Annotated in this window: 13 protein-coding genes and 3 pseudogenes; 14 read left to right on the forward strand and 2 right to left on the reverse strand. The window is 37.1% G+C overall.

Going from position 1 to position 21,624, the window contains the following annotated elements; all coding sequences use genetic code 11:
• Window positions 1-44: 44 nt before the first annotated feature.
• The 3 genes and pseudogenes from K8L98_RS25025 to K8L98_RS25035 all read left to right on the forward strand — a co-directional run bounded on the left by K8L98_RS25025 (window position 45) and on the right by K8L98_RS25035 (window position 3,881).
• Window positions 45-2,627 carry a carbohydrate-binding protein gene (locus K8L98_RS25025; RefSeq protein WP_243551439.1) on the forward strand — a complete coding sequence of 861 codons (2,583 nt, stop codon included), beginning with the start codon at window positions 45-47 and terminating at the stop codon, window positions 2,625-2,627.
• Between the two features lie 69 nt (window positions 2,628-2,696).
• Window positions 2,697-3,017, forward strand: a pseudogene (locus tag K8L98_RS25030) (discoidin domain-containing protein); the annotation flags it as partial.
• Window positions 3,018-3,311: 294 nt separating this feature from the next.
• A pseudogene (locus K8L98_RS25035) lies at window positions 3,312-3,881 on the forward strand (recombinase family protein).
• Between the two features lie 93 nt (window positions 3,882-3,974).
• Here the strand turns inward: K8L98_RS25035 and K8L98_RS25040 are convergent.
• Window positions 3,975-4,508, reverse strand: coding sequence for a P-loop nucleotide/nucleoside kinase family protein (locus K8L98_RS25040; RefSeq protein ID WP_243551441.1), 534 nt, complete (start codon window positions 4,506-4,508; stop codon window positions 3,975-3,977).
• A 377-nt stretch (window positions 4,509-4,885) separates the two neighbouring features.
• Between K8L98_RS25040 and K8L98_RS25045 the strand changes: the two genes are divergently transcribed.
• Complete coding sequence (locus tag K8L98_RS25045; RefSeq protein WP_243551443.1) at window positions 4,886-4,978, forward strand: putative holin-like toxin; 93 nt, start codon at window positions 4,886-4,888, stop codon at window positions 4,976-4,978.
• Between the two features lie 504 nt (window positions 4,979-5,482).
• Here the strand turns inward: K8L98_RS25045 and K8L98_RS25050 are convergent.
• Entirely contained in the window at window positions 5,483-7,336 is a 1,854-nt protein-coding gene (locus K8L98_RS25050; protein ID WP_243551445.1) for a hypothetical protein, read from the reverse strand.
• 1,090 nt (window positions 7,337-8,426) lie between these two features.
• Between K8L98_RS25050 and K8L98_RS25055 the strand changes: the two genes are divergently transcribed.
• The 10 genes and pseudogenes from K8L98_RS25055 to K8L98_RS25100 all read left to right on the forward strand — a co-directional run bounded on the left by K8L98_RS25055 (window position 8,427) and on the right by K8L98_RS25100 (window position 21,551).
• A complete protein-coding gene (locus K8L98_RS25055) occupies window positions 8,427-9,986 on the forward strand; it encodes a primase C-terminal domain-containing protein (RefSeq protein ID WP_243551447.1) in 1,560 nt (519 codons plus the stop codon).
• 893 nt (window positions 9,987-10,879) lie between these two features.
• Window positions 10,880-11,161, forward strand: a complete 282-nt coding sequence (locus K8L98_RS25060; RefSeq protein ID WP_243551449.1) for a hypothetical protein — start codon at window positions 10,880-10,882, stop codon at window positions 11,159-11,161.
• 5 nt (window positions 11,162-11,166) lie between these two features.
• Window positions 11,167-13,491, forward strand: coding sequence for an ATP-binding protein (locus K8L98_RS25065; protein ID WP_243551451.1), 2,325 nt, complete (start codon window positions 11,167-11,169; stop codon window positions 13,489-13,491).
• A gap of 14 nt (window positions 13,492-13,505) precedes the next feature.
• Window positions 13,506-14,396, forward strand: a complete 891-nt coding sequence (locus K8L98_RS25070; protein ID WP_243551453.1) for a replication-relaxation family protein — start codon at window positions 13,506-13,508, stop codon at window positions 14,394-14,396.
• A gap of 52 nt (window positions 14,397-14,448) precedes the next feature.
• Complete coding sequence (locus tag K8L98_RS25075; RefSeq protein WP_243551455.1) at window positions 14,449-14,769, forward strand: hypothetical protein; 321 nt, start codon at window positions 14,449-14,451, stop codon at window positions 14,767-14,769.
• Between the two features lie 281 nt (window positions 14,770-15,050).
• Window positions 15,051-15,815: a conjugal transfer protein gene (locus K8L98_RS25080; protein WP_243551667.1), complete on the forward strand. Its 765-nt coding sequence runs from the start codon at window positions 15,051-15,053 to the stop codon at window positions 15,813-15,815.
• Window positions 15,787-16,681, forward strand: a pseudogene (gene gnd, locus K8L98_RS25085) (phosphogluconate dehydrogenase (NAD(+)-dependent, decarboxylating)). The gene K8L98_RS25080 and the pseudogene gnd overlap by 29 nt, the downstream one beginning before the upstream one ends.
• Before the next feature lie 230 nt (window positions 16,682-16,911).
• On the forward strand, window positions 16,912-18,459 hold the full coding sequence (locus K8L98_RS25090) for a response regulator (RefSeq protein ID WP_243551457.1): 1,548 nt from the start codon (window positions 16,912-16,914) through the stop codon (window positions 18,457-18,459).
• Window positions 18,456-20,141: a sensor histidine kinase gene (locus K8L98_RS25095; protein ID WP_243551459.1), complete on the forward strand. Its 1,686-nt coding sequence runs from the start codon at window positions 18,456-18,458 to the stop codon at window positions 20,139-20,141. The genes K8L98_RS25090 and K8L98_RS25095 overlap by 4 nt, the downstream gene beginning before the upstream one ends.
• A gap of 24 nt (window positions 20,142-20,165) precedes the next feature.
• Window positions 20,166-21,551, forward strand: coding sequence for an ABC transporter substrate-binding protein (locus tag K8L98_RS25100; protein ID WP_243551461.1), 1,386 nt, complete (start codon window positions 20,166-20,168; stop codon window positions 21,549-21,551).
• Window positions 21,552-21,624 lie beyond the last annotated feature (73 nt).

Consider the following 21,624-nt stretch of genomic DNA (forward strand, 5'->3'; position numbering starts at 1 on the left):
ACAAAGGGAGAAAGAAAAAATAAAAAAAATCAAGGGAGATGTTTATGGTTACTTTAACGAAGTTTAACAACTCATTATTTTCATTTATCCTGATAGGTGGATTCCTACTCAGCATCAGTGTTGGCTATATGCCGGTGCATGCAGCAAGCGATGCATATAGTCTGACAGAAGCAGAAAGCTTTAGTTCCAAGTCGGGTGCCTACCTTAAAGTCGAAGCTTGCTCAGATGGTGGACAATGTATAGGAGGTACTAATGACAACCAGTATTTAGTATATAACAATATTGACTTTGGTAGCGACGTTAATGGCGCTACGAAATTAAGTGCAAGACTTTCAGTTAAGGGATCAAATGCAGGAGGTAATATTGAAATCAGGCTTGACAGTCCGACAGGTCCTTTAGCGGGAACACTTAACGTCGCTGCTACAGCAGCGGACAACTGGAGTGTCTATCAGACTCAATCCACCGATATCGCCAATGTTACCGGAATTCATGATGTATACCTTGTATTCAAGGTAGCGGCAGGAAAAACATATGTAGCCAACCTCAACTGGTTTCAGTTTTCAAAGACATTGAACAGCATTGAGCTTACAAAACAACCAGCAAAGACTGTATACCGTATTGGAGAGAGCCTTGATATTACGGGTATGGAAGTCACTGGCACATATATTGACGGTTCGACTAGGGCGGAGGAAGTTAGAGCTTCCGACGTAAGCGGCTTCAACAGTTCCGCTGCAGCAGCCAGCCAGATACTAACCGTCACAGTACGCGGTAAAACAGTAACTTATCCAGTAGAAATAAAGCCAAAGACACTTACCAGCATCACAGCACCTGCAGCGATTACAGGTGTAGTAAACGGAACAGCGCCTACAGCGGTGGCCCTTGGACTGCCTAGCACAGTAGTACTTGTGACCGATGCCGGTAATGTAAATGCATCTGTAACCTGGGATATAGCTGATTCAGGCTACGATCCGTCCATAAAAACCGAGCAGAGTTTCACGGTTACGGGAACAGTAGATAAGCCTGCAGGGGTTACAAATCCGAATAATATAGAATTGTCAGCAAGCATCAATGTGACTGTTCTTGCTTCAACAGCACCAGAGAAGGATACCAGCTATAAATTCAGCTTTATGTCCATTTCTGATACACATTCATATGCACAAGGTGATAAGAACGATGTGACACTTAACAATGCATTGCAGGACGCAATTAGTAATAATGTACAATCTGTTAGCGTTGTTGGAGATCTTACTGAATATGGAACCGATGCAGAATATAATGCATTTATGAAAACAATGAATAAATATCCTCAACTTGATCGTAACTATATTTTAGGGAACCATGATGTAAGGTGGATGGGAGGATTTGAAACTGCTAAAAACAGATTTTTGTCACATACTGGTATGCCAGGTGTTTATTATGATAAGTGGATAAACGGAAACCACTTCATCTATTTGGCAACGGAGGCTGATGATAAAGACAGTGCATATATTTCGGATACCCAGATGAAGTGGTTAAGCGATAAGCTGGCGGAGAGTGCAAGTCTAGATAAACCGATATTTATCTTCCTTCATCAGCCGCTAGATAATACCGTATATGAGGAATATCCTTGGGATCCTTATCAAAGTGACGAGGTACAAGATCAAAAGTTAAAGGACATTATTGGAAAATATCCTCAAAGTGTTTTCATAACGGGACATATACATTATCCTCTCACATTACCGGGTACTTTCTATAATAAACAGTACTTTACAATGATGAGAGATGGAGCTATCAAGGATTCAAGTCAAGGCTTGATTTTAGATGTTTATGCTGACAGGGTGGTAATACATGGAAGGGACTACTCGAAAAAAAGTACGGTAACTACCTGGACCATAAATAATTATACTGCGGATGCACTTGCAGCAGATAAACAAGTGCCTACCGCACCAGCCAATATCAAAACGAAAGTAGTAACAAACAAGATGGCCATTCTGTCTTGGGATGCAGCTACAGATAATTTTACGGGTAATGTAGGTGTTACAGGCTACGATATTTATAATGGAGATACACTGATTGGATCCACAACAGGGCGTACGAACTATAAAGTGACAGGACTGAAAGCAAATAAGACCTATCAATTTACTGTAAAAGCCAGGGATGCAGCAGGAAATGTTTCAGCGGCCAGCAGCCCATTAAAAGTTACCACTTTAGCTTTCGATCCTGCTCCGGTAAATTTGGTTCTGAATAAGAAGGTTACAGCCAACGGAAGTGTGGCGGGATACGAACCGTCCAAGGCAGTAGATGGATCGGCTGAAAGCGGCCGAAAGTGGTCTTCCAATACGACCGGAGACAAATGGCTGATGGTCGATCTTAGACAAAATTATGATATATCCAGGTGGGTAGTAAAGCATGCAGGAGAAGGCGGAGATACCTTATCCCTGAATACAAAAAATTATAAGCTTCAGGGAAGCCTGGATGGAACTACTTGGACTGATCTGGATTCAGTAACCGGAAATGTTTCAAACAGCACAGACAGGTATATAACGAAATCCACCGCAAGGTATGTAAGGCTTTATATTACGACGCCGCAAAATTATGCGGAAACAGGAACAGCAAATATTTATGAATTTGAAGTCTATGGGCGGTAACGATGATGTTCTGCCGCATAGAGGAAACGGATTACAGCATGACTTGAGTTATAAACTCAAACGTTTTGGCATACAAAGTGGGATAAATCTGTTGTTCTTTCCCAATCGATCACCTTAAATCTTGGAGGAACTTACGCAATCGATAAGGTCGCGTATTTACCAAGGCCATCAGGCATCAACGGAAATATTACAGGATATAACGTTTATGTAAGTACAGATGGAGTGACCTTTACTAAAGTTGCAAGCGGAACTTGGGCAAACAACAATTCGAAGAAATTAGCAACTTTTGATCCGACAGATGAATCATATGTCAAGCTCGAAGCAACGGCGGGTGTTAACGGCTGGGCATCGGCTGCGGAGATTAGCGTCCTTGTGAAACAGAAACTGTAAAGAATTAGCTTCTAACTTAAAAGAATTTATTGTATTAAATTCTGAATTTGAAGATGAGATTGATGAGGATTAATAAACAAACTTTTCAATACTAGCTAATAAAAAACTTATTAGTTATTCAAGGCTTTAATGGAGCAAATCAATTATTTATGGACTGATCGATTTTTATCGTTCAGTCTATTTTTTATCAATAAGGTGCACCTTATTGATACTATCTTGGCTCCTTGATATCATTAGCTTGATAGACTCTCAATAACACTTATCAAAAATACATATTAAAAGAGGAAGAAATAGATCTATGGATATGCCAGGGTAAGTACACAAGATCAAAATCTTGATACCCAAATTGAACAGCTTACAAAATTTGGAGTAGATGAAATTGTGAAGGAGAAAATCAGTGGTGTTTCTAAACAGAAGCAACAATTGGATGAACTTCTTTCCAAGATTGCTTCTGGTGATACCTTAGTTGTGACGCGAATGGATCGGCTTGGTCGAAACACGGTTCAGTTGCTGTAATTAGTTGAACAACTTCGTGAAAGGAACATTCATTTTGTTATCCTAAACTTAGGAATTGATACAAGGACACCTACTGGTAAGTTCTTTTTAACGGTAATGGCAGCATTTAGTGAGCTAGATCGTGAAATGATTAAAGAAAAGCAACGTTCAGGAATAAAATTGGCCAAGCAAAAGGGCAAATATCGAGGAAGGGTAAAAAAATATACAGATAAACATCCAGGGATGAATCATGCTATGGAATTACGAAAAACAACAGATAAAACAGTAAAAGAGATCTGTGCAATTACAAAGGTAAGTCAGGCAGCGTTTTATCGTAAACTAAAAGAAATGGAAAAAAATAATTTATAGTAATTGGAAATATTTTCACACGTGGCCCCTTATTCCTCGAATCGTTTCCGTACCCCTTTTTCTTATGATCATTTTTTTATCGTTAGCTCAAGACTAACTGGTTTTAATATTAACAATAAATCCATTGTCGTTAATGATTACATCTACTATCTCTGCTGTATTTCTTAGCGTATTATCGTATATAAATTGTTTATTTGAGGGAGTTGATTCCAGTTTGTTCAACAAAAACAATGAGCGTTCTAATGAATCGTAATCTCCCCTTATATGTAAACGTTCGCTTAGTTTTTCTTTATCTGCTCTTAATACGATATATTTCAATGTTACCTGTAAATCTGATATATGTTTACAAAACCACTCAAGTTCATCTTCTACAACAAAGTCAATCACGACATTGAAGTCATGTTGAATAAAATTCCTCGTTAAAGCAAGGATATTCTCCCAAGTTAGACTTAAGCGGTCCTCCCATGATGCAACTGATCCGTGTTCAAACATATGTAGTATACAGTCACCCTCAAGAAGGACGCAATTTTTAACAGTTTGAGCAAGTTTTTTTGAAGTTGTTGATTTCCCAACCCCGAGCGGACCTGATATGAGATAAATTATATTTTTTTTGTTTTCATCTGACAATTGTAACATCCTCCCTAACCCCAAATATTGATTAAAACATCTTATCATATATCCCACATAATTATATTGCCTCGTTAGATGCTAAATTAACGTATGGTTTTTCCTTGTTTGACTAACGAGTGCGATTGCTTAACAAAGCGTAGCCTCTTCTCAAGTGAAGTTTTATGGATAAGGATCCATTAATTAAACTTTTTATTCAGCTAATCAGCAAATTATTGTTGGACGATCTTCAATTAAATAACGGCTTATCTTTAAGCGTCTTTACAGCGTTAGCTAAAAAAATTATATAGGTGTGAGCAGTTTTATTTATTTTTTTATACTATAGTATGGGACAAGCTTGGCTCAGGGAAGGATAGGAGTAAGGAGGCGATTAATAAATGGCTACATTCGAAGTTCTGTCCTTGATGCTTAGTTTTGGCATGTTTGTAATCGCTGTTTTGAAATTTCACGATCAAGATAAGGATTCTTGAACACGCTGAAAATGCGTGTTTTTTTTGTCCAATAAATGGTTCATCTCTACGTTTATGGAAGCATCATTATAATGAGACAGTGACAGTTTTTTTTCTTCATCATTGGCGTGCTCTATGAAATGCTCCAATATTTTGAGAATCATAGTTTATTCTTGATTAGCCATCCACAAATTAGCTAATTCTGATGTCAACTTCTCTATTGTCTCCCTAACGCCTCCCTTTTAAAATCTTTAAAAAACTAAATTTGCTTGGTGACTAAGAAAATATATTAGGGAACACTAAAAGTCCTATCAGTTTATAAGGATTAATTTAAATTGGTTTGAATTACTGAGGGTTAGTTTTTAGTAAAAAACCTCCGATTATATAATGTAAGATTAACATTAAAATATTATCAATGTTAGCAATAGCAGATATGACATATTTGTTGTTGTAGTATATATTATTATATATGTATATATATGTTAATTTTGAAATCTCCGTATTCAAAATGATAAAAAACTCTAATCATTTTAAGATTAGAGTTTTCTTGTTTTCCTTTAACCAATTAAGCATTTTTTGGTCATTATTTTTATTTTGTCGCTTATTCTCTTTCCTGATATATCGAGAGAGGGTAGAGTGAGAGATGCCTATATCCGTGGCAGTTTGACGAATACTCACATTCAGTTTATCTATCATTTCTTTCATCGCCTCAGGGGAAAGGGTAATTTCTTTATCCTCATCAAAACTATCATCATTGAACTTGAATGCTTGCTGAATAGGTTCACGATCTGATTTGTTCAGCGAAAATTCAATATCTACAGCAGCTGCTGTTTCATTTTGTGCAAGTTCTGAGAAGGGAGAAAAAGAAAGTTCAGCTGAATGTGTTGCCGTATTTTCCTGAGTCATTTGATACATGCTATTCATAATTTTTTCCTCTACACTATAGCTCGTATCAGCCAAAAGGTTTTTTTGGTTTTCTTGTATCACGATGTCAGTCGGCAAAAGCAGCACACTTAACTTGGTCCAATAGTTTTTAAGCCATCCCTTTTTGCCAACTTTCTCTTCGTGAATCTCTTCAGTGTATCCCCAGCTTTTTACAACATCATCTTTTTGAAGCTCATCTAATACCGTTTCAAATTTATCCCTTACTTGAACTCCATTGTAACGCGATGAAATATCCATTACTTTAAGCAATGTAGCAACTTTAAATGGCTGCTGCAGGGAACGTTTAATCGTTCTAATTTTCCATTGCAGATTCAAATACCTTGTTAATCGCTTTTGTTCTCTCTGTGTGTAATGACTGTACTGAAATACTTTAAGATCTAATAAGCCAATAGATCGGTTAGGTCCCACCAGATAAGGAGTAAGTATAGAAGTGGGTTTAACCTGAACCGCATAAATTCCTTTGGCTTCGCCTGATTTTTTATCATATGCAACTCTTATTTTTCCAATTTCAAACATTCTTTGGAAATCTTTAAAGTTATAGAGTTCGTTTTCCTTCATTTCCTGAGTATTCAACACTTTTACCTTTTGATCCCCAAGAGAAATCCAAATACTTGAAAGCGCGGCAACTCGTTTCATAATGTTGAATCGATCTTCTTCTCGGAAGTCTATTTCTCTTCCGTTAGAGGACCGTTTCTTCAAGTTCCTTAATCTCAAGGCATCATTGCTGTGAAACTCGATATAACCGTCATTGCTTTTTGGTGTCACCATCCATAAATATGTAATTAAATCAAACAGATCAGCTGTCATTTCATCCAATGAGTTTATCGTAGACCCAATCATTTCAAGCCACATGGCCTGCTGATCTGATGTTACTTCAGTAACATGGGATTCATAGGGTCTAAGTTCTGCCAGGCCTTTCACTTTTCCACGGTTGTCTATGATCTCGGTTGCCAAGTGTCCTGTCTCACTTTCTTTAAACTCTTTTTTCTTGGTAACGATGTCTCTCATTAAATGATAGTCCATATCCATACTTCCATATATATAATCACGATTTAACGCTTCATCAATTTTTTCTTCGTTTACACTGCGTTTAATCTCATCATTAGGGTATTCATTTAAGAAATGACCGGCTAATAGTATCTTAATGGTATCTTTATATTGAGTTACCGCGTCTTTAATCATCTTTTTTGTTATATGTTTTTCAGAGTACAATGTTTGAGTAAATAAGAAGAACAATGCTCGAAAGCTTGGCCTCATCTTTTCACTGGGAGATTGTCTCCTAAACTCTTCATCACTCATTTTATAGGCTTCCATTTTCCAATCTTCCAAAATATATGGCCGATCTTCAAATAAATACTTTGATTCTTCGAATATAACAATCTTTAATAATTCATAGTTCAGTATTAAGCGGTCTGATATGTCTTCATAATTCATTAAAAGTACCATCCTTTCTTTCTGATACTGATAGATCAAAACGTATATGTAAAAAATGCACCACTTCACCTTTTATGTATACATATTCTGTTGCAAATAATAAAGATAATTAAATCAGTATAAGAAAACCGAGTTCTTCACCTTAAAATGCACCACTTCAGTAGCATTATAACAAGAAAATAAGCTCTTTTACATATTAAATGCACCAAATACCATACAGGTTCCGCCAAGAAAGCAATAAAATGCACCACATCTGCTTAAAAAGACATGATTTTCACCATAAACATCGGTTTTTTAGAAGACTATAATTATATTAAATGAATTTATAAAAGAAAATGCACCAGTTAGCATACAAGTTCCGCTAAGTTGTAAAAAATACTTAAGGATTTTTGGAAATAAAGTGACTAATTTAAAGAATACAGGTTGTATACATTCAGAAAATGCACCAGTTTTGAATTATATTATGATTTACGGATAATTAGTGTTCAATTTGTCCAATAAAGATTACTCTATGTATGGTTAGAAATGGTCCAAAATGGTCCAAAATGATAATTTGAGCGGAACTTGTATACAAAAATAAGATTAAAATGCACCAATTGTTTCTCAGATAACTCATAATCAGCGGAACCTGTATAGTAAACAAACCCCAATAAATCAGTCTTTATCACAGACACTTTTAAAAAATTAATATGAAATAGTGAAATTAAGTAAAGTAATTAAGAAATTTAAGCGGAACCTGTGTACAACAAATGCACCACCGCATGCGTATGTTGAGCGGAACCTGTGTATAAATTTTTCACTCGAGTTTCTGTCAATCAATTGATAGATAAAGCTTTTCTATCTAGATTTTAAAAAGGATACATGCTTCAAAATGGTGCATTTGATAAGAAAATGGTGCAAAAGTTGAGCGAAACCTGCATAACAAAAAAAATAAAACTTTTTTTATATCCCTTGGGGCCCTAGGCTCCAGGGGTATTTTTAATTTTGGTGCATTTTGCTTAGAGAGCGGACTTTGGCAATATTCGATTTCGATATACTTATTACAGCAAAATATTCCAATAAATTTAAGAGATTTGAGAGGGTGTTAGATATGGGAGAACATGAAGTTAAAAGAATGACAAAGAGCGTGGTTTCACCAGCTGAGATCATGCAATTCATGACCCATAACAGCCTGCTGCTCTACAAGAAGAAAGGGTCCCGTGCCCCATTAGATAGAATAACAGTGTATCAGAATACAGAAAATAAAAATCCGTACCGTAAAGGTGCGGTATTTGTGTCTCCAACAAAAGATGATCTCGTTGAGGGAAAAGGCTATGTAGTAACTTCCTATGAAACATTAGGGGAGAAGTATCAGCAATTATCTCACTGGACGCCAAACACATATCGAGGCGGCACCTATTATGATTTCAAAAAACGTATCATCAAAGGCCATAAACGAGAAAACTTAAAGCAAATCAATGTGATTGGTTTTGATATTGATACAAAAGAAGTGGATCTTTACGGATTATATTTAGGCTGCGAAGAACTGAAACTACCCAGGCCGAACCTCCTTCTTGAGACACCAAGAGGATATCAGTGCTTTTTTGTTTTAGAAACGCCTTTTTATGTACATAGTCAAAACGATTATAAGTCTTTGAGAGTAGCAGAACGCCTATCTGATAATATTCGCAAAGCCTTATGCAAGTATGTTCCGATAGATTTGAATTGTGTTCCCTTTGGCTTTTACCGGATTCCTAAAGAAGATAACATTTTAGATTTCTATGAAGAAACGGCTAACACAAACCTGCTTCTTTCTTGGTCAAAAACATTCGAGGAACAAGAAAAAAGGAAGTTTCTACGCGTTGTCTATAATAACAAGTCTTCATCAATGGATCTTTGCTCATCAGATTGGTACAAAGCATTGATCCAGGCAACATATATTGAAAAAGGGCATAACAGCGCGAGCCGCAACAATGCATTAATGACTCTTGCACTTGCTAATTACGCGAGTGAGCGCTCTTTTGAAGAAGCTTATGATGAACTAGATCAATTTAATAGCTTTTTAGATTACCCATTAAGCAAGTCTGAATTTGAGAAAACGTTAAAAAGCGCCTACTCAGGTAAATACAAGGGCGTCAAACGCTCTTATGTAGAAGGTCTGCTTGAGCTGTGGTCTGATGGGAGTGCCAGGTTTCAGGGGAGAGAGGGCTGGTATAAATTTAAAAAGGAGCGTGAAGTTAGAGAACGATCTCATTATGATGAATGGGAAGAAGATATTATTAGATACATAGAGGAGCATAAAAGCCCAGAAATGCCGTTTCTAGAGGGTTCTTTAGTTATGCTTGCTGAAACCTTTGGTATGGCCGTTTCTTCTTTAAAAGAGGTGATCAATCGTTCAAGCAGGCTTATTAAGAAAACCGTTGGCCGCGGCCGCGCAGCTGTAACAAAATTGAGCAGCAGGAGTATGCTGTTTAAAGGTTTGCTGCATATGCGTAAAAAGCAAACAAACCTTTACCAATCGACAGCTGGAACTTTAGTCGACAGTGTTTCCACAATAAGGCGAGAAATACAGCTAGTTATAAACATGATCGACACACCATTTTCATCACAGGATGCAATAGACATATTTATTGATTCACGACCATTTTCACCGATAAAGAATACAAGCTGAAATTAATAAGCCAGTCTGCCAATACATATCTATATTCTCCTGCTGCTAGATTCTGCTGTATAGTCCTATACAGTTACCAAGCTATATTTAGAACTTTTTTATATTATAATAATTATAAATTACTTCATGAATCATTGGCTATTTTTTACTGTTTTGGTATGTTACAAACTCATACCTTTAGGGTTTAAAATTAAAAATAAGTTTAAAGAAGGTAAGTTATATTGGGGATCACTTGAAGTCTGGAAATTTTCAACTCATTATTAGTAATAAGTTTTTTAGTTCATTTTATGATGAATATTATTGGGAAAATTTCATACAGCAAATATCAAAATAAGAACATTTGATCTCTAAACAGGAAAAAAGTCTCTTTCCATATATTTACCAATATGGTAGCATTAAGTAGTAAAAACTCTTGTAATTACTGTAGTAAAAGCTGTTATTTCAATATACAACATTAAATACAACTATGAATACCTGAAAAGTCAAGTGCAGTCCTGCTAAATGGTCACGGCATGATGGAGAGTTTTTCCGTGACTATTTAGCTGGACCTTAGATAACTAATCCACTTACCCATCTTAAATAAATATAGTGTGTAATGTGTGATGGTAGGAGTGTGTATGTTAGAGAGTAAGAGTAAGAGAGTAAGTAAGTGTAGTAGTAAGGAGGAGAGAGAGTGTGAGTAGTGTGTAGTAAGTGAGTAGTGAGAGTAAGTTCAAGGGATGTAGTTCAAGAGATTCAAAGATTAAGTTCAAGTTCAGTAAAGGTAGAGGGAGCAGATAGGGTTTAGGAGCAGTGGGAATGTTCTTGGGGTAGTTTGATGCGGTGGATTTAAATGAGAAATTGTTGTATTAATTGAGAAACTTTTCAGTTTGGTTTTGAAGGGGTGAATGGGTGTGAGGTTTCATTTGTTGCCGTTTTTGATTCCGAGAGAAGGTAAGGTTTATGAGTTAAGGACAACGATGGATGCTAAGATTTTGTATTTCAAGGATGAGACTGCCTGGACAACGATGCTAAGTTTTTTGACGCTCCCCTGGTATCGCAGATGGGTTAAGCAGGAATGGATCAGCTGGGAGATTGCTGCTACGAAAGATGAGATCCGGTACTTTGTCTGGGTCCCAGATGAACATATTGGAAGAGCGTTTAAAGCTAGTTTTATACCGAACATTCGAATGTAGAGATTGTGGAGGCCGATTATTACTCCGTTGATTTTAGCCGTCCTCACGCGGGTACTAAGCTATTCACCGAGAGTCATTGGACGATCCCCATAAAAACGTATCATAATGAAGTAGTGGATACTCAGGCTGAAATTGTAGAGTTTCTAGATGGTTTAGAAGAAGGCCAGGAGATTAACATGCAATTTCTTGTGCAGCCTGCTTATCATACTGAAAAGAGCTTTCGGGGAATTGTCCGCCAGTTTCATAAACAGGGTGAGTATGATGAGACACTCCAGAAGGATAATGAACTGTATTTATCCGCAATAGAGGGGAAGGCAACGAGGGTTCTTTCGAGGGTTGGCGTTAAAGTTGTTGCTTTTGGTAGAGACAACCGTGATTCCAAAGAGTTGATTAAGAGTGCTAAAGGGTCTATCGGTACTTTTTCAAGCGGACGGTTAAATCAATTAAAGGGACGTGAATGGTGGTGGTTCCGTACAATTCGGCCATTGTTTCGCTGGGAGTATAAGAATCGCATTTATTCCGTAGGGCCTATGAAGAAGCGAGTGATTTTAGGTTCTGAAGAGATGGCTGCTATAATGCGGCTTCCAAGCGAAAGAGTTCAGAAAAATAAACTCAACCGGCTAAAAATGCGCTCCACGCCTCTTCCGAAAGAATTAAAGAATGTGGAATTTGATCCTTCTTTATCCGTTCGTCTAGGAGAACACCGTTATCACGGAAAGCAGACGGATGTCTTGTTTGATCTTGCAACCTTGCGTTATCATGCTGCTTTTATAGGAATGTCAGGTATGAAGAAATCAACTGCCATGTATAACCTTGTCGAGGATTTAATCAATCTTGAAGGTGCCGGCACTACAATAGGCGGTACCATTATCGATCCGCATGGTGACTTGTGTCAGGATATCGCTGCAAGGATTCCGCCGGAAAAACAGTATCTTGTCAGATACATTAAATTTTCAGAAGGCGAGTTACCGTTTAACGTTTATGATGTTGATTTTCAGGCGGCAGAAGATAAAATTGCCCAGACGGTTGCGGATGTATTAAAAAGGACCTGGAAGGATTTTTGGGGTCCGAATATTGATGATAATTTCCTGAATGGCGGAATTGTTCTGCAGAGGTTAGGTGAAGCGAGTCTTCCGAATTTGCAAAGGCTGCTCAGTGATCCTGACTACCGTGAAAATGTCCTGGAACGTCTAAATCGTGACGATCCTATCGAGAATGATCTTTATCTGTACTTTGCAAACCTGCAAGGGCTTCAAGATCGTGAACTGCAGGCAAAAACGAATTCAACACTCAATAAGCTGCGGAAAATCACCTTATCTGGCGTGCTGGGGAAAATGCTTCGCGCTAAAACGAATGGACTGCGCTTTCATGAAAGCATGGACCAGGGAATGATCAATCTGCTTGATTTATCTGAGCTTACAAGTGATGAGAAGAAGCTTATCGGTTCGATGTGTTTGACGTATGCAGAACTTGCCGGGAAAAGCAGGGCGGACACTCCCGTATCAGAACGTCACAAACTACCTTATCATTTTGTGATGGTGGACGAGGCTCCAACCTTGATGGAACACAGCATAGATGCGATTGAGTCTTTTGCATCGGAGCTTAGGAAATACAAAACATCCATCATTTTAGGCATGCAGGGAATAAAAGATCAATTGCCGAGAGAAGTTGCGTCTGCTATATTCAGAAACTTCGGAACTTTTGTTTCTTTCCGGTTAGGAGAACCTGATGACGCCCAATATGTGAATCGCTCCATGTCGTCTGAAGTACTTCAAGAAACGGATTACCTTCAAGTTGAGCCTTATAACGCGTATATGAGAATGCAGGTTGGAAACGAGAGAACCCGGCCTTTTCTAATTCGTATGAAAGCACCTGGGCCTGCTTTGTATGCAGATTCAATTTCAGAGCTAAAGAAAAGAACAATTGCAGATGCAATGGAAATTGAAAGGCAGACTACTTTAGGGTCCTTGTTTAAGGAGAAACAAATTGAAGACGAAGAAAAAGCAACTTATGAACCGTACCTTGCTGAAGAAGGTATACAAGATACCAGTCATCCTAATTGCCTGATAGACGAAGTCGCTGCAACAATTGAAGCATTTGGAGATACCCTGGAGTTAAAGTCATCTTATCAACAAAATCATCACCCTAAAGAAAATGATAGATCGGAGAAATCAGCTGATCACATCGTTGAACTAAAAGAGAAAACCAAGCAGCATGAAACTTGCCCTTTAGATAGTGAACGATCTTCAAGTGAAAAGGAAGACGCGCAGAAAGAGAAAAAAACGGATGAGACAAAAAAAGTCATCAGCAACGATGACTTATGGGTGTAGCAGGGGGAGTAAATATGGCCAAAAGAATAACCGATTTAGAAGAAGAATTGTTTGTATCTTTGCATGATTTAGTATTTGTAGATGTTCAGTATTTAGAAAAATATATATATGTTCATGAGGATAGAAAGCCTTACAGCAAGTACTGGATTTCAAAGCAAATGAGAGCGATGGAAGCAGAAGGCTATATCAAGTCATTCCCGGTTGCCAAAGCAGCCGTGCAAGGGCGAGACCGACTCGTTTATACGCTTGATACAAAAGGTGTTCAAGAAGTAAAAGAAATTCTAGGTGAAGCTGATTGGGATACAAGATGGACACAGAGAACCCCAACTTATGTTTTTCATTCATTGAGGATGTCACATATACAGGCTGCCTATGCCTCGCAAAAAGATAATCAGTTTACATTTAAAGAGTTTTTCTCAGAACGCAGAGCCTTTCGCAATTATGGCGAAATCATCAAAGATAAGGAAGGAAAGAAAAAGCAATCTTCGACAACCGTGATACGTCCAGACGGTGCTTTTACATTGGAGAGAGAAATAAACGGCCAGAAAGTGAAGTTTTTGTTTTTTGTAGAACTCGAGAGAAGCAGGCAGCGAGTGGATGTCACGTTAAACAAGATCAGACGCTATAACGAGTATGTTCAAAAAAGATCATTTGAAAATGATGAGATTTTTGGCGAAGGTGTACGTGTCGTCCGTGTATTATTCGTCTCGAATAACGATACTGAGCGCAATAAAATCATGGAAAACTCATTTAAAGCTGATTCTCGTGAAATCGAAAAAATAGGCGGCAGTTTATTGTTTGGAACTTATGAGGACGTTATTGCAGATCCGTTCGGTCAGATCTGGAAAGCGAAAAATTCATCAGATTCCAATAAATTATACAGTTTATATAAAAAAGTTGAATAAAATACACTTCTAAAATGGTAGAGAAAAGATACTTGAGAGGAGGTGATAAGAGGTGGGCTACAAGGTGAAACGCGGTTCGACACCAACGGAGAGTTCCATAAAAGAGATGTTGTTAAGTTTTATTAAAAGACTTGCAGTCGTTATGATCATTATGGCCGTAATGGCGGCTATCGGTTATTTTCTTTTTCAATTTGCGTATGATGCGTTTCCGGCTTTTGCAGCAGCTGCCGATGATGTCGTATTTTTTGTCAGAGGATTCTACGCGGAACACGGGGTCTGGGCAACACTCGGAATGTTTGGATTCATCTTTATAGCGGTTTGGGCTTTTGGTGAAGAAGCAAAGAGAAAAGATCGCCAAGCAAGCCATGAATGAAATGATGAAATAGTAAAGACTCTAAAATGTTAAACCCCCTGCTTTTAATAGGGAGGGTACTTCACAGATTTTGAGAAATATAAGAGTTTAGTAGAGTTATAGCTTTGAAGGGAGGCACTATGAAAAAACGTGAATACCCTAGAACAGTCTTATTTAAAAAAGTTATCAAAGGAATGTTTTGGACTGCTTTTATATTGGTATTGTTTCTGTCAGTAGTGGCAATTGAACGAAGTGGAAATGCCGGTGCGGGTGCAATACAGCATAAGCAAGATGAAGATGTAATGAAAGAAGATAATTTTGCTGCAGGCGTTGGTGCACAGTCTTTTGCAGAGAACTTTGCTGTTGAGTATTTCAATTGGGAGAATTCCGATGATGAAATAAAAAAACGAGCCGACCGCCTTCAGTCATTCCTTGCCAAAGGACTTGATGAACAGGCAGGTCTTACTTTTGAAGGAATGGAATGGAGCAGTGAGTTATCGGATTCACAAGTATGGAAAATAGAAGAAAAGTCAGAAAATACAGCGTTAATTACCCTTCGAGTACACCACACCTTAAAGAAATCCATACCGCCAGATGCCAAAGCCGTTGAGCAAGCAAAGAAAGATAAAAAACCTCTCCCTAAGGCTAAAGAAGAAAAATCAGAACCATTTGAAAAGTATATTGTTATTCCAGTCAAAACTGATGGCAAATCATATGTTGTTCATAAGGTCCCTTATTTTGTCCCTCCAGCCAAAAAACCAGAAATCACATCAGACGCATCGATTAGTGAAGAAGGAAAAATCCAAGATTCGCAGCTTCAAGATGAAATTACTTCAGGACTCACTACATTTTTCAAAGTATATACCACAACAATTGGTAAAAAAATATCCATTTCACGTAAACAGGTTAAGAGATTGTCGATTTCTAAAGTGGTAAACAAGGAACAAATTCTTTTTCTAATAGATTTGGCATTATCAACTGGTGATGAGGACTGGTTTATCGAACTTTCTGCAAAGTTAAACTCAATGAGGAAAAAAGATGCAAGTTGGATTAATCGGGTTAGGTAAAATGGGATTCAATTTGGGGAGATACCTCATTGACCATCATTGTGAAGTTGCTGCCTTTGATTTAAATCATCATGTAGTAGAAGAATTAGTGAAGTATGGAGCAATAGGAACTTCGAGTATGAAGGAGCTTATTGAAATGTTAGAAGCCCCTAGAATGATCTGGATTATGGTTCCTCATGCTGTTGTTGATTCCGTTATTGATGGGATCACTCCATACCTAAGTCAAGGAGATATCGTGATTGAAGCAAGTAATTCTCATTATAAAGATTCCATTCAACGGTACCATCACTTAAAGCAGTATGGGATACGTTTTATGGATGTTGGTACGTCCGGAGGAGTAGAAGGTGCTGGTAATGGAGAATGTTACATGGTCGGAGGAGATGCTGAAGCATGGAATATTGCTGAACCAATCTTTCGCGACACAGCCGTGGAAAATGGGTATTTATATGCTGGAGAAGCAGGCAGCGGTCATTTCTTAAAAATGGTCCACAATGGAATTGAGTATGGCATGATGGCTGCGATTGGCGAGGGATTTGAAGTATTGGAGAAAAGTGATTTTGATTTTGACTATGAAAAAGTGGCAAGAGTATGGAATAACGGCTCAGTCATTCGTTCATGGCTCATGGAATTAACAGAACATGCAATTTTCTAAAGATACAAATTTAGAAAAAATTAAAGGTATAATGCATTCATCAGGAGAAGGAAAGTGGACAGTGGAAACTGCTTTGGATTTACAGGCAGCCACCCCTGTGATAGCCATGTCTCTTTTGATGCGTTACCGTTCTTTAGATAGTGACACCTTTACAGGGAAAGTGGTCGCTGCCCTTCGGAATGAATTTGGTGGACATGCAGTTGAAAAAAAGTAAGTTTGTTAAGAAATAGTATTCTGTAGGAATCCAAGGCTTTTTAAATAAGCCTTGGTTCTTCTCTAATAAGTACTAAACCCCAGTGTTATTCTTATTTAAATCAGTGAATTTCTTCATCCAAATTTCCCCACAAATTCATCAATTCTAGAACATATTTTTATTTTAATTGACCACTAAAACGGTTCTAGTTAATATATATGTAATTTCCCACTGAATGGAGGGGTAAAAGATTGAGGTTGTTATTAATTGAAGATGAGCCAGATTCCTTAATGGGAATGAAAAAGGCTATTGATTCTCTAAATGTTGAAGTAGAATTGCATACTTCAAATAATGCGGAAGATGCAAGAGAGGTCATTTTTAAACACTATCCTGAACTAATTATTACTGATATTATGCTTCCTGGTATATCTGGTCTTGATTTAGTTGAAGAGGTTGTAAATAGTGACTACCAACCAAAGGTTATAGTTGTAAGCGGTTTCGATGATTTTGATTATGCAAGGAGAAGTATACGGTTCGGTGCAGTTGATTATTTATTGAAACCATATAGCACAAAGGAGTTTACAGAAAAAGTAAACAGGACTCTTTCAATGATAAAAGAGGAAAAAGAACAACTTCAGTATACTGAACAGCAGAAGTCATTTGAAGAGATTGGAACACGTTCTATGAGGGATAACTATTTAGTCGAATTTTGTTTAAAAAGAACACCTCTTGAGGAACATCTCTATCATAGACTGTGTTTATGGAATATTGATTGGATAGCGAATAAATCCTTCTCACTCCTTATTTTTGATGTAAAGGGCTATCCTGACGGGAAACCTTTTACAGAAGAAAATCACTTAAAGACTTTTGTGATAGGAAATATTATGCAAGATGTTATCCGAGATCATATGCACTCACTCCTTTTTAAAGACCCTAAAAATAGATGGGTATTATTAACAAATATTGAAGATTCTGAGGAAATAGCTAGGTCCATTCACAAAGAGGTAAAGGAATATCAAAATATCGAGTTAGCAATAGGAATTAGCACAAAAGTATCGTCATTTGAGGAGATGCATGCAGCATACAGCTCTACACTAAAAGAATTTCAAATAAGCTCTTTAACGAATCGCGAGGACTTTGCAAAAACTGATCATCTGATGTCTACAGATCTTACCGCTGCTAGCCATTTAGCATCATTAGTAATAAATAGGGATGAAGATAGCATTCGCCAAGTGTTAAAGGTTTTCTTTCAACAGGTCATATTACTTGATGGTCTTGGATCAAAAGACGATATCACACGAAAAACATTAAACTACTTGTCACAAATCCTTGCAAGTATAAGTGAACAAACCTCAAAGGAGCTTAAAGATATTCCAATGAGTGTATGGGAAAAGGTTGATGAATGTACCACATTAGAAGAATATGAAGAGGTCTTATCTGAGTATTTAACGAGTGTGGGTCATGAGGTTTCAACACATGCTACCAATTCAATCATTGAAAGAGCCATTCAAATGATTCATTCTAGTTACATGGAGGATTTGAGCTTACAAATAATCGCAGACGAGCTATCCTTACATCCAGTTTGGCTAAGTCAGTTGTTTAAAAAAGTAACGGGACAAACATATATGGATTTTTTAACAGAGACGAGGATTAACAAAGCGAAAACACTCCTAAGAGAAACAAGTATGAAAGTATATGAGATAGCGGAATCTGTAGGCTATCAAAATCTACAGCATTTCGGTACTATTTTTAAAAAAAGAACAAGTCAAACACCCAAAGAGTATAGGTACGGAAAATGAAATTTAGAAAGGTAAGAATAGAAGATAATTTATTTAACAAAATGTTTGTCTTTATTGCCTTATCCATCATTATTCCATTAGCATTGTTAGGTTATTTATCATATGATCGATCTAAGTCTCAGTTAGAAACGGTTACCTCTAAGCTTCTTCAAGACAATATAGAATTGAATAAAAAGCAGGTTAATCGTTTATTAAAAGATGCAGAAGTTGAATCAGAAAAAATGGTAACATCTATCCAGTTACAGAAGCTATTGCAAAGTCATCCGCCAACATCTTATGAAGAAGAAAAAGCTTTTATCAATCGGATCAGTCAACTTATTGCCCAGTTAAAAGGGACGTACGGAGTATATGTCTTTCCAAAACAAATGAAGTATTATCCAAATTATTTGGAGCTAATAAATGGAAATGATTTTAAGCCAAGTACGGAATTGATGTTAAAAGCCTTTGATTTGAAAGAAAAAGGGGTTTGGTACCATTATTGGGATGAATCTTCAAAGAAGCCAGTTTTTACTTATATAAGAGCGGTTCGTTCATCCTATTATTACGAACCACTTGGTGTTATTGTTTTAAAAATTCCTGATTCATTTGTTCGAGAGGAATTAACCTTCCCTTCTTCTTTTAAAAACTATAAAACATTAATTGTTGATCAAGATAAGAACATTATTTCAAATGAAAACTCAATGCTTTATAATGAAAAATTTGTACCAGAAGAGGATTGGAATACAGCTGAAACTCAATTAAATAAGCAGGGATGGAAACTAATCACTGCCCTGCCAAACAAAGAGATTACAGGAAATATTGAACAAATAAAAAACTTTACTTTGTGGATTGTAATGATCAGTATATTCATTATTTCGACCTATCTTGTTATTATTGTTCGTAATTTTACATTACCTATTAAGGATCTCGTCTCACATATGGAAAAAGTACGAAGTGGAGTATTGAAGCATTTCCGAATGGAAAGGTCTAGAAAAGATGAGATTGGTCAGCTTGTTGGCGGGTTTAACCAAATGATTACTGGAATGTCTGAACTTATTGTACAAACAAAAAAGATGGAATCAGATAAGCGAAATTTTGAGCTTCAAACATTAAATCATCAAATAAATCCACATTTTTTCTATAATACATTAGATGCAATTAAGTGGAGAGCAGAAAAGGTAGATGAAAAAAATATTGCACTAATGGTAACGAAATTAGCTAACTTACTTCGATTCAGTTTAAATAATAATAACGAGTGGACAACGGTTGAAAGAGAAATTGAGCATGCTAAGAATTATTTAGACATTGAAAAGCTAAGAAGTAATCGTTCATTTAAGGTATTTGTTCAGGTAGATCCAACGATTTTAAAATTAAAAGTAATTAAGTTAATCCTTCAGCCAATCGTAGAAAATTGTATTAAGCATGGAATTAGTAACTTGCCAGAAGGTAAGGGGAAAATTCTGTTAACAGTTAAACGCATTGAACAGGACATTATCTTTATTATTGAAGATAATGGATCAGGACTGAATAGTAACAAATTGGACAAAGAAAGAAATTCAAATCATGTGCATCATGGAATTGGATTAAAAAATGTTCATAAACGACTTCGACTTCATTTTGGAACTGAGTATGGAATAAAAGTTGATGAAGAGCATCATGAAGGCTTTAGAGTGATCGTGCGGCATCCAGTACATGAGGAATAATAATTAGCTAAAGGGGGGAGATAATTGACTAAGCACTATACTCTCTTGATTTTTATTATTGTGAGTTCTATTATTTTAACCGCTTGCAGTCAACAATTAAGAAAGCAAGAAGAGGCTATAGAAGAAAATAAAGAAGTCGAAGTGAAAGAACAGATATCCTTAAATGGTGTTTTTCTTAATACGACATGGGGAGAGTTAACCCAAAAGTTAGCGGAAGAATATGAGAACGAAACAGGAGTATCTGTCAATATTGAGTTAGTTGGGCGTGACATGATTTTTCAAAAATTAGCTCTTTCGATCGCTGGTAATGCTAATTATGACCTTTTTAATGTTGATTACAACTGGGTGCCGGAACTAGTCTCTACAAATAGCTTACTACCCTTAGAAACCTATATAGAAAAAAACAAAGTATATACGGAAGATTTTTTGCCAAGAGCACTAGCTCTTACACAATGGAATGGAGAAAACGGTGGATATGGTGAGGGCGGCAATATATATGGATTGCCACAGACGATACACCCTCATATCCTTTGGTACCGATCCGATTTATTTGAGGATGAAAAACTGAAATCAGAGTTTAAAGGGATATACGGGTATGACTTATCTCCACCCAAAAAAATGCAACAATTTCGTGATATGGCTAAATTTTTTAATGGAAAAATGGTGAACGGGAAAAAAATTTATGGCTGGGCTGGACAAGCTAGTGAAGGGTTTGGCAATGTGCATACATGGTTAACATTTGTCTATTCTAACGGCGGAGATGTCATTGATTGGAATAAGATGACCTCATCATTATCAACTCCAGAAGTCATAGAGGCGACAAAGACGTGGATTGACCTACTGCAATTCTCTCCTCCAGGTATAAATGATTATACCTTTTCAGAAGTATCAGCTGATGCTGCAGAAGGAAACGTTGCAATGGCTATTCACTGGTCTTGGGCAGCTGATAAGGTAGACGATCGGGCCAATTCTAATACTGTTGGCCAATGGGAATTTGTCCAAACGCCTGCAATGAAATCATCTGTTCCACATCTTGCTGGCTGGTCAATTGTTATTCCTAGAACGTCAAAGTATCCAGAAGAAGCGTTTAAATTTATGGTTTGGTTAGAAAGTAAACAAAATGATGTCAGACAAGCTCAGATGGGTGGGGGAGATCCAGTCCGATTCTCTTCCTATTTAGTTCCAACTCTTAAGCAAGTGGAAGTTGCGGGAACTGATGTTAAGAAATTTCGCCGATACAAAGCAGTAAATGAAGCAATGAAGACAGCAAAAGCTCGTCCATTTTTCCCACAGGAAGAACAATGGGAAAGTGTTGTAACCGGTTATTTACACGATGCCCAACTAGGGGAAATGTCAGTTGAAGAAGCATTAACGAAGGCTGATGAGGCTGTAAATAATTTGTTGAGATAATTATAATTTTTCCTCTTCCCTCAGATTTCTGAGGGTTTTTTGTTGTTTAAAACCTATAATTTCCAACCGAGAA

The organism is Metabacillus dongyingensis, from assembly GCF_019933155.2.
GTDB classification, from domain to species: domain Bacteria; phylum Bacillota; class Bacilli; order Bacillales; family Bacillaceae; genus Bacillus_P; species Bacillus_P dongyingensis.